At 63.6% G+C, this 9,710-nt stretch carries 8 protein-coding genes; 6 read left to right on the forward strand and 2 right to left on the reverse strand.

The features are described from left to right. Both hemL and thiD read right to left on the reverse strand, forming a co-directional pair. Nucleotides 1–952 (reverse strand): glutamate-1-semialdehyde 2,1-aminomutase (hemL, locus tag AB4Z11_RS12280; protein WP_442025531.1); only part of this gene is annotated, 952 nt, incomplete at its 3' end. Between the two features lie 4 nt (nucleotides 953–956). After that, nucleotides 957–1,769, reverse strand: a complete 813-nt coding sequence (thiD, locus tag AB4Z11_RS12285; RefSeq protein WP_442025532.1) for a bifunctional hydroxymethylpyrimidine kinase/phosphomethylpyrimidine kinase — start codon at nucleotides 1,767–1,769, stop codon at nucleotides 957–959. Nucleotides 1,770–1,864: 95 nt separating this feature from the next. Here thiD and AB4Z11_RS12290 point away from each other — a divergent pair, with 95 nt between their 5' ends. The 6 genes from AB4Z11_RS12290 to AB4Z11_RS12315 form a co-directional block, all read left to right on the forward strand. Continuing rightward, the gene (locus AB4Z11_RS12290; protein WP_442025537.1) at nucleotides 1,865–2,017 is read left to right on the forward strand and encodes a rubredoxin; all 153 of its coding nucleotides are present in this window, start codon (nucleotides 1,865–1,867) and stop codon (nucleotides 2,015–2,017) included. A gap of 149 nt (nucleotides 2,018–2,166) precedes the next feature. Next, nucleotides 2,167–2,565, forward strand: a complete 399-nt coding sequence (locus AB4Z11_RS12295) for a response regulator (RefSeq protein ID WP_442025538.1) — start codon at nucleotides 2,167–2,169, stop codon at nucleotides 2,563–2,565. A gap of 5 nt (nucleotides 2,566–2,570) precedes the next feature. Then, a complete protein-coding gene (locus tag AB4Z11_RS12300) occupies nucleotides 2,571–2,936 on the forward strand; it encodes a response regulator transcription factor (RefSeq protein ID WP_442025533.1) in 366 nt (121 codons plus the stop codon). A 3-nt stretch (nucleotides 2,937–2,939) separates the two neighbouring features. Continuing rightward, a complete protein-coding gene (locus AB4Z11_RS12305) occupies nucleotides 2,940–3,488 on the forward strand; it encodes a chemotaxis protein CheW (protein WP_442025534.1) in 549 nt (182 codons plus the stop codon). A 56-nt stretch (nucleotides 3,489–3,544) separates the two neighbouring features. Continuing rightward, nucleotides 3,545–5,878: a methyl-accepting chemotaxis protein gene (locus AB4Z11_RS12310; RefSeq protein WP_442025535.1), complete on the forward strand. Its 2,334-nt coding sequence runs from the start codon at nucleotides 3,545–3,547 to the stop codon at nucleotides 5,876–5,878. Nucleotides 5,879–5,885: 7 nt separating this feature from the next. Further along, the coding region (locus AB4Z11_RS12315) for an Hpt domain-containing protein (RefSeq protein WP_442025536.1) at nucleotides 5,886–9,710 on the forward strand (3,825 nt) is incomplete at its 3' end.

Consider the following 9,710-nt stretch of genomic DNA (forward strand, 5'->3'; position numbering starts at 1 on the left):
GAATCAGTTTCAGCGTGGTCATGCCGGCCGCAACCGCAACCGGATTACCCGACAGCGTACCGGCCTGATAAACCGCGCCGACCGGCGACATTTTCGACATCAATTCACGCGAGCCGCCAAATGCCGCTACCGGCAAACCGCCGCCAATCACTTTGCCCAGCGCGGTCAGATCAGGTTTAATGCCGTACAACTCCCGCGCGCCACCGAGGCCAACGCGGAAACCGCACATCACTTCGTCGAAAATCAGGATCGCGCCATATTGCGTGCACAAATCGCGCAGCGCCTGCAGGAATTCCGGCGCCGCTTTAATCAGATTCATATTGCCGGCGACCGGCTCGACAATAACGCAGGCAATATCTTTACCGTAGGCTTCAAATGCCTCGGTAATTTGCGCGATATTGTTGTAATCCAAAACCAGGGTGTGTTTGACGAAATCTTCCGGCACGCCCGCCGAAGTCGGATTGCCGAAGGTCAGCAGGCCGCTGCCCGCTTTCACCAGCAGGGAATCGGCGTGGCCGTGGTAGCAGCCCTCGAACTTCACGATCTTGTCGCGGCCGGTCGCACCGCGCGCCAGGCGCAGGGCGCTCATGGTCGCTTCCGTGCCGGACGACACCAGGCGCACCTGCTCGATTGACGGCACCAGGCGGCAGATCTCTTCCGCCATTTCGATTTCCGCTTCGGTCGGGGCGCCGAAGGACAGACCGCGCGTTGCCGCATCCTGCACCGCTTTTACGACTTCCGGATGCGCGTGGCCGACGATGGCTGGGCCCCAGGAACCGATGTAGTCGATATAACGCTTGCCATCCGCATCCCAGAAGTAGGGGCCGTCCGCCTTGGTGATGAAGCGCGGCGTGCCGCCCACCGAGCGGAAGGCGCGCACCGGCGAATTCACGCCGCCGGGAGTGGTTTTCTGGGCACGTTCAAACAGGATGTCGTTCTTGGAAGTAGTCATGTTTTCAATTTACTTTGAAGAAGCGGTTGGGCACAAAACGGCCCATGCCGTAGCGCTGGGCATGGGCCAGCGCCTGGTAAGTGTATTGTTCAGCGCGCTCGACGGCTTCGACCACAGGCACGTCCTGGGCGACGAAGGCGGCAATCGCAGCCGACAGGGTGCCGCCGGCGCCCACGAAGGGACCTGCCAGGTGCTGCCAGGGCTCGTGGCGCAGTACGCCTTCTGCCCCATACAAAGTATTGGCGCGCTGGCCGTTGGCGATGGGCGTGCCGGTCACCAGCACGAATTCGCAGCCGAGGTCGATCAGGTGCTGGGCGTCGTCGGCCATGGTTTCGCCATTGCCGATGTCGCGCCAGGTTTCGGCCATGCGCACCAGTTCCACATGGGACAGCATCAGCAGGGTCGCCTGCGGCACCAGCAGCTGGCGCAGAATGGTCAGATGTTCTTCGGGATCTTCTTCCTCGCCCAGCGGCGGCAGCTGCGAGCCGAACGGGTCGAGAATCAGCGCTGCGTCGGGATAGTCCGACACCACCTCGGCAATTGCCGACATGTGCTCCATATTGTCCAGCGCACCGATCTTGAAGGCTTGCACCTCGACGTCTTCCAGCACCATGCGCGCCTGGTCGGCTACCCAGTCCGAATCGACGTGCTGCTGGTCTTCAACGCGGGCGCTGTCGCCGATCAGCAACGCGGTGGTCGCAGCCAGGCCGCTGCAGCCCAGTGCGGCAAACACGGCCAGGTCGGCATGCACACCGATCGCTCCGACGGGATCGGCAGCCCCAAAGGTAAGGATAAGAGGAGAAGTTTGGTTTTGCACGGCGGGTAGATTAAGATACCTAATTCGGCATTTTACTTTATAGAAGGTGATTGAACGTGAGCAGCAACGAAACGACCCAGGAATTGAAGAGCTGGATGTGCCTTATTTGCGGCTGGATTTATGACGAGGCCGCCGGCCTGCCGGAAGAAGGTATCCCGCCGGGTACTCGCTGGGCCGACGTGCCGATGAACTGGACCTGCCCGGAATGCGGCGCGCGCAAAGACGACTTTGAAATGGTGGCAATCTAAGTCGTATATTTTCGTCAACTCCGTTAAAACGGCGTCATTACCTGTTAAAAGATAGTTATTTAAGTAACTGTTTCTTTTCAGCATCAGGTCCCGCCACTCCCCTGTGCGCTGTGCTATCGTACCGGAACTATTGGGTGGAACTTTCTCAAATGACGACAACGCCGCAAGCGACTGGTTTAAAAATCATGGTGATCGACGATAGCAGCACTATTCGCCGATCCGCTGAAATTTTCCTGACCCAAGCAGGCTATCAGGTCGTCACGGCCGAAGACGGCTTCGACGCCCTGGCCAAGATCAACGATCACCAGCCGGCCGTCATCTTCTGCGACATCCTGATGCCGCGCCTGGACGGCTATCAGACCTGCGCTCTGATCAAAAAGAGCGCGAAGTTCCACGCCACTCCGGTATTGATGCTTTCCTCCAAAGACGGACTGTTCGACCGCGCCCGCGGCGCCATGGTCGGTTCGTCCGCCTATCTGACCAAACCATTTACGAAAGATAGCCTGCTGGCCGCGGTGCGTGAGCACACTGCCGGCGCAGGCGCATAAATACCATGGCCATTCAACGTATTCTCATCGTCGACGATTCGCCTACCGAACGTTACTACCTGACCGATATTCTGGTCCGCAGCGGCTTTACCGTTTCCACCGCCGAAACCGGCGAAGAGGCGCTGGTCAAGATCAAGGCCGACAAGCCGCAGCTGATCCTGATGGACGTGGTCATGCCCGGTGCGAATGGCTTCCAGGTCACCCGTGCCATCGCGCGCGATCCGGACCTGCAGGACGTACCGGTCATCATCTGCTCCAGCAAGGACCAGGAAACCGACCGTATCTGGGGCCTGCGCCAGGGCGCCAAGGATTACCTGGTGAAGCCGGTGGACGCCGCCGAGCTGCTGGCCAAGATCGCCGCTCTCGGTTAAGCGATGGCCAGCACCGATCAGGATCTACAGCCCGCCGCTGAAGGCGAACGCCGTAACCGGCTGCGCCAGTACCAAGCCGCGCTGCTCGAACGCATGGCCGCGCGTAGCGGCGAGAGTTCGGCCGGCCGCGAGCTGGGCGTACAGGTGGGCGACAGGCGCTGCCTGCTGGACCTCACGCAAGTGGGCGAGATCGTGCCGTGGCAGGCCGTCACCAGCGTGCCCCTGGCGCGCGACTGGTATCTGGGCCTGGCCAATATCCGCGGCAACCTGACCGGAGTCATCGATCTGGCCCGCTACATGGGGGGCCAACCTACTGCGCTCGCTTCGGACAGCCGCGTGGTGACTTTTGCGTCCGGCATGGGCTTCAATTGTGCGCTGCTCGTGGCGCGCGTGCTCGGCCTGCGCCAGCTGTCCGAGATGGAGCCGCAGGCGGAAGCGGAAGGTCCGGACTGGTGCAGCCAGCAATTCCATGACCGCGATGCGCAAGCCTGGACCCGGCTGGACCTGACCCAGCTGGTGCGCGAAGCGCGGTTCCTGCAAGTCGGTTTGTAAAATGCATGCCGCTCACGAGGCGGCACCAATCAAAAAAGCAATCGGGGGAAGGTGTAATGGGATTCAAATTGTTCTCACGCTCCGCCAGCAGCGCTGCGCTCGATACGGCGCAAGACTCGGCGTTTGCCAGTTTCGGTGAAACCACTGTCGGCGGCGACACCGCGGCCGTGGCAGCGCCCGCATCTGCGGCCAATGAAGCCGATGCCGGTTCGCCGCTGCGCCTGCGCGATGCACTGCGCGGCCGCGACGGCCAGGACGGCAGCACTCCCGCTTCCCCTACCACCGCGACCGAAGGCGGCTTCCGCCTGCCCCTGATCGGCCACCTGCCGCCGGCACGCYAGCTGAGCATCCTGTCCACCGCACTGGGCGGCGCGATTCTGGTCAGCGTAGGCCTGGTGGGCTTTAACGCTTATAACTCCGGTGTGGCATCGACCCGTACCCAGATCGCTTCCGACGCGCTGATGCACTCGCAGCGTATCGGCAAGGCGGCGCCGAATGCGGTGCAGGGTAATGCCGAAGCTTTCCGCCAGCTGGAGGAAAGCCGCAATGAAATGAATCACGCACTGAATGTGCTGACCGACGGCGGCCGCTATGCCAACCGCAGTGTGGGTTCGGCGCCTTCGTCCGTGCAGAGCGTGGTGCTGGAAGCGAAGAAGCGCTGGGCCGCTTCGGACAAGGCTTCCGCCACCATTATCAAACACAAGTGGGACTTGAGCGGTCTGGATGAAACGCTGCAGAAGCTGAACGCCATGTCGCCGGAACTGCTGTCGATGACCGAGGACATCACCGCCACCAAGGCCCGCCAGGGCGGCAGCGCGCGTGAGATGGTGGCCCTGGGCCGCCTGTCCATGCTGACCCAGCGTATGAGCCGCAGCGCGAGCGCCTTCCTGACCGAGGGCGGCATCAGCTCGGAAACCGCGTTCCAGCTGGGCCGCGACACCACCGTATTCCGCAACACGCTGGAAGGCCTGGAGAAAGGTAACGAAGCGCTGGGCGTCACTGCGGTGAAGGATGCGGAAACCCGCGAAAAGCTCACGGTGCTGAAGAAGCAGTTCGAGGATTACCAGAAGCTGGTGACTTTCATTCTGGACCGTCTGGAAAAATTCTCCGCTGCGAAGAGCGCGGAACGACTGCTGTTTGCCGAAAACGAGCCACTGCGTAAGAGTCTGGCCGAACTGCAGGTATCCCTGCGTGACGCACAGGACTCGCTGGGCCTGGCCTTCTGGCTGATGGTGGCCGGCGGTGTGCTGACGCTGGTGTTTGCAGCGGCAATCGGCCGCGTGCTGCTGCAGGATTCGCAAGCCCGTAGCCGTTCTTCGGAACGCCGCCGCCAGGAAGCGGAAACCATGCGCGTCAAGGCGCAGCAGCAGGAAGAGGCGGCAAACGCCATGAACGAACAGAATCAGGCCGCAATTCTGCGACTGATGAACGAACTGCAGGAAGTGGCGGACGGTGACTTGACCGTGCAGGCAACCGTGTCCGAAGACATTACCGGCGCCATTGCCGACTCGGTGAACTATACCGTGGAAGAGCTGCGTGGCCTGGTGGGCCGCGTGACGGTAACGGCGGAGCAGGTGACGGCTGCTTCGACCCACGCATCCGGCATTTCCAGCGACCTGCTGACGGCATCGCAGCAGCAGTCGCGCGAGATCGAAGACGCATCGGCCACCGTCATGAAGATGGCGAACGAGATTACCGAGGTGTCCAAATCGGCATCCGAATCGGCGGACGTGGCGCGCCAGTCCGTTACCGCGGCACGCCAGGGCGCAACGGCGGTGCAGAACGCGATCAAGGGTATGGACGAGATCCGCGAGCAGATCCAGGAAACCTCCAAGCGCATCAAGCGGCTGGGCGAATCTTCGCAGGAGATCGGCGAAATTACCGAGCTGATTTCCGACATTACCGAACAAACCAACGTGCTGGCGCTGAATGCGGCGATCCAGGCGGCATCGGCGGGTGAAGCCGGCCGCGGCTTCTCCGTGGTTGCGGAAGAGGTGCAGCGACTGGCGGAACGCTCCGCCGACGCGGCGAAGCAGATCGGCGCGCTGGTGCGCACGATTCAAACTGACACGCACGACGCGGTCGCAGCTATGGAAAAATCTACCCAGGGTGTGGTGGAAGGTGCCAAACTGTCCGACGCGGCAGGTACTGCGCTGGACGATATCTCTCGCGTGTCGAACCGCCTGGCCGAACTGATTGAAGGCATGGCGTATGCAACAGGCATGCAGGCTACGTCGGCTGGTGGCGTGGCAAACAATATTCAGCACATTCTGAAGGTGACGCAGCAAACGCAGGACGGTACCCAGCAGACCGCCCAGTCCGTGCGCAAGCTGCAAGTGCTGGCACAGGAGCTGAAGAACTCCGTGTCGCGATTCCGTATTTCTGCCTGAGGAATAAATGAGCCAAACTGATTTTCCGTTCGCCGCATCGCCACACTTCGACACCGGCCCGCTATCGTGGGTGATGGTGGAAATCCGTGAGGCGCTGGCCCGCTCCCGCACCGCTTTGTTTGAAGCGGGCGGGCGTGACCCGGAAGATCAGTCGACCGCCTTGCAGCACGCCAAATCCCACCTGCACCAGGCGCACGGCGCGCTGCAGATGGTGGACGTCGATGGCGTGGTGCTGCTGACCCAGTTGGCCGAAGTGGTGCTGGACCGTTTCAAGGACGGCTCGCTGAAATGCACGCCCGACCACGCGCAGGTGCTGGCCAATCTGTACCAGGCGCTGGTGGAATTCCTGGAGGAGCTGCTGTCCGGCGCGCCTTTCCAGCCGGTGCGCCTGTTCCCTTATTTCCGCGACGTGCAGGACTTGCTGGGCATCGACCGCGTGCACCCGGCCGACCTGTTCTTCCCCGATCTCACGCACGTGCCCGAACTGCCGGCGCCCTTGCTGGGTGCCGCGCCGACCACCGAGGCGTCGCCCAAAGCTTACACGGCCCTGCGTCAGCGCTTCGAGCGCGCACTGCTTCCGTATCTGAAGGCCGGCGATTCGGCTACGCAATCGATCCAGGCTGCTGCCTTGCAGGCGGCCGTCACCGACGTGGCGGACCTGCAGAGCGAACCGAAAGCGCGCGTTTTCTGGCGCTCGATGCAGGCATTTTCCGAGCTGGTCGTGGGTGGCCAGCTGGAAAGCGGCAAATACGTCAAGCAGCTGTTTGGTCTGATTAATCTGCAACTGCGTCGCCTGTCGCAAGGCGCCCCGGAACAGCCGGATGCGATGCTGCGCGAAGCCCTGTTCTTCATCGCCGGCGCGGACGCAGGCAGCCTGCCGCCATTGGCACGCCAGCTGCGCGCGGCCTATCTGCTGGATGGCATGGTGCCGCACGATTTCGAGCAGCGCCGCTACGGCAAGATCGATCCCGATGCGCTGACTGCGGCGCGCGAAGGCATCGCCCGCGCACGCAGCACCTGGCAGCGCATGGAGCAGTCGGAAGTCAATCCGGATCTGGATGCTGAATTCCGCGATTCGCTGAACGAAGTGGCGCAGGCCAGCGACAAGCTGGGCCTCGAGGCGCTGTCCGGCCTGATGCGCCAGTTGTCGGATACCGCCGCGCGCGTATCGAAGGGCCGCAGCGAAGCGCTGGGCCTTGAAATGGCTACCGCGCTGCTGTTCGCGGAACATGGCATCGACCAGATCCGCCATCTGCCGGATGACTTCAATGTGCATGCCGACACCATTGGCGCCCGCCTGAAGGCAATGGAAGCCGGCGGCGATGCGCCGGAACCGGCGCAATGGCAGGGCAGCCTGGCGCGCCAGATGCACGAGAACGATACCGTTGTCGCGCTGTCGATGGAGCTGAAAGCGGGCCTGCGCCAGATCGAGAAAGTGCTGGACGAGTATTACACCGATCCGTCCAAACGCTCGGAACTGGCATCGCTCGACAAAGTGGTGCATCAGCTGGAAGGCGCGCTGGCCATCCTCGATCAGGACGACGCCACCCGCGCGGCCAAGCATGTCCGCTCTGAAATTCAGAAGCTGGCTGCGGGCCTGGATGATCCGGCCCACGAGCCGCGCCATCTGGACGAAATCGCGCAGAACGTTGGTGCGCTGGGCTTCTTCGTCGATATGCTGGCGCAGAATCCGGAAGGCGCGCGCGAGCGCTTCGCCTTCGACGCGGAGCAGGGCACGTTCCGCGCCGTACCGTTCAAGAAGATTGCCGGGCCCGAGTCGATTCCCGTGCTGGACGAACCGCTGCCGGCGCCGGAACCGGTGCCGGAAGCGGTTGTCGCCGCGCCGCCTGCCGCGTCGGAAGGCGTGTCCGGCGAAGAGGCGGTGGAARCCGAGCTGCTCGAAATCTTTATCGGCGAGGCGCAGGAAGTGCTGGCCTTCGTCCGCGAGACGTTGGCGCGCCCACGCAGCGAGGCGGGCACGCTGGACAACATGACCATGCTGCGCCGCTCCTTCCACACGCTGAAAGGCAGCGGCCGCATGGTCGGCCTGAATAATTTCGCCGAAGGTGCTTACGGCATCGAGAAGGTGATGAACCTGTGGTTGGCCGAAGAGCGCCCGCTGTCGGACACGCTGTTCGCACTGCTCGACCGCGCGTCGACCGACATGAGCGCATGGGTCGACGAACTGGCCGCCTCCGGCCGCTCCTCCCGTTCCAGYGACGCACTCGTTGCGGCCGCGCTGCGCGTGCAGAACGGCGAGGCGTTCAGCATGGACGAAGCCGCCGCCGCTGCGCCTGCCGCACCGGCGCCCGCCGCCGAAGCGCAGGCATCAAGCAGCGCGCTCACGCTCGCTGACGATGCAGCCGCCAACGCGCCTGCCGTCGACGCCGATGCCGCCGCCAATGTGTCTGTCTTCGACGCCAATCCCGCCGTGGCTCCCGCGGTCCCCGTGGAGCCACTCGCTGAAGCTGCAAACTCCGCTCCCGTCGCTGAAGACGCGGCCACGGCCGCTGCTAGCGCCGACGCAGCCGCTCCCAGCGCTGACGCAGCCGCCGAAGCAGATGCCGTCGCCGAAGCCGCCACCGCCGATGCTGGCGCTGCGGCCGGAGAATTGTCCAACGACGCGTCCGACCTGGTGGCAACTGAAGCCAGCACCGGCGCCGCCGCCGCCGATGCCGAAGACATCTCGCTCGACTTTACCAGCCAGGCAGCGCCGGAAGAGTCCGCGGCCGACGCCCCTGCTGCCGCGCGCCCTCCTGCGCGTAATGGCAACGTCATCGAATTCCCGGCAGCGACTGCGCCAGCCGCGCCGGCGCCGTCGGCCGACGACAACGTCAAGTTTGTGGGCCGCCTGGCGATTCCGCTGCCGCTGTACAACATCTACCTGGCCGAAACCGATGAGCTGGTGCGCAAGCTCACGCGCGATTTCGGCGAGTGGCGCCATGAGCGCCGCGCCGTCAGCCCGGAAGCGCTGAAGGCCTCGCATACGCTGACCGGCACCTCCGCCACGGTCGGCTTCAAGGCCCTGCGCGAGCTGGCCTACGCGCTGGAAACCACGCTGCAGGCGCTGCAAGCGCCGGTGCCGAACCTGGACGACGCCCAGCACGATCTGTTCGACTTCACCATCGAGCGTGTGCGCCAGATGCTGGCCAGCTTCGCTGCTGGCGAAATGCCGCCGGATCAGCCGGAACTGATCACCGCGCTGCAGAAGCTGCGCGACGAACTGTCCCACCCGCCCGCCGACATCGACGCGCGCCTGGACAGCATGTTCGCCGCCACCGAAGCGACGGAAGTCACTGAGGCCGCCGAAACCATCGAAGCCGCCCCTGCACCGCTGCCGGAAGCCGGCCACTTGGAAGAGCGTCTCGACGCGCTGTTCACCGACACCTATCACAGCCTGGTCGCCAATCCGCCAGCAGCACCGGAGCGCAAAGCTCCTGTAGCCAAGCCGGACATGGCCACGCAGGACGAAAGCATTGACGATCTGTTCAGCGCCGCCTTCGACGACGCTTTCGCTCCACCGCTGACCCAGACCGCACCGAAGCACGAAGAACCGCTGCATCTGGTGCCGAGCGCGCCGTCCGAAGAAGCCGAAATTGAAGCCGCCGAATCCGGCGCGCTGGTCGAATCGATTGAAGAACCAATTGCCGCCGCCGAGGCGCACACGGAAGTAGAGGCCGTCGACCCGGTCGCCCTGCACGCGCAGGAAGATGCCGCAGCGGCGGAAGAATCGATGGAAATCGACGCCATCGAAGCGACCGAAGTCGCCTTCGAGGCCAACGAGGCCGAAGCCACGGGCGAAGCAGGTCTGCACGAAGCCGTCAACCTGGAC

The organism is Pseudoduganella sp. RAF53_2 (genome assembly GCF_052113985.1).
Taxonomy (GTDB): domain Bacteria; phylum Pseudomonadota; class Gammaproteobacteria; order Burkholderiales; family Burkholderiaceae_D; genus Rugamonas.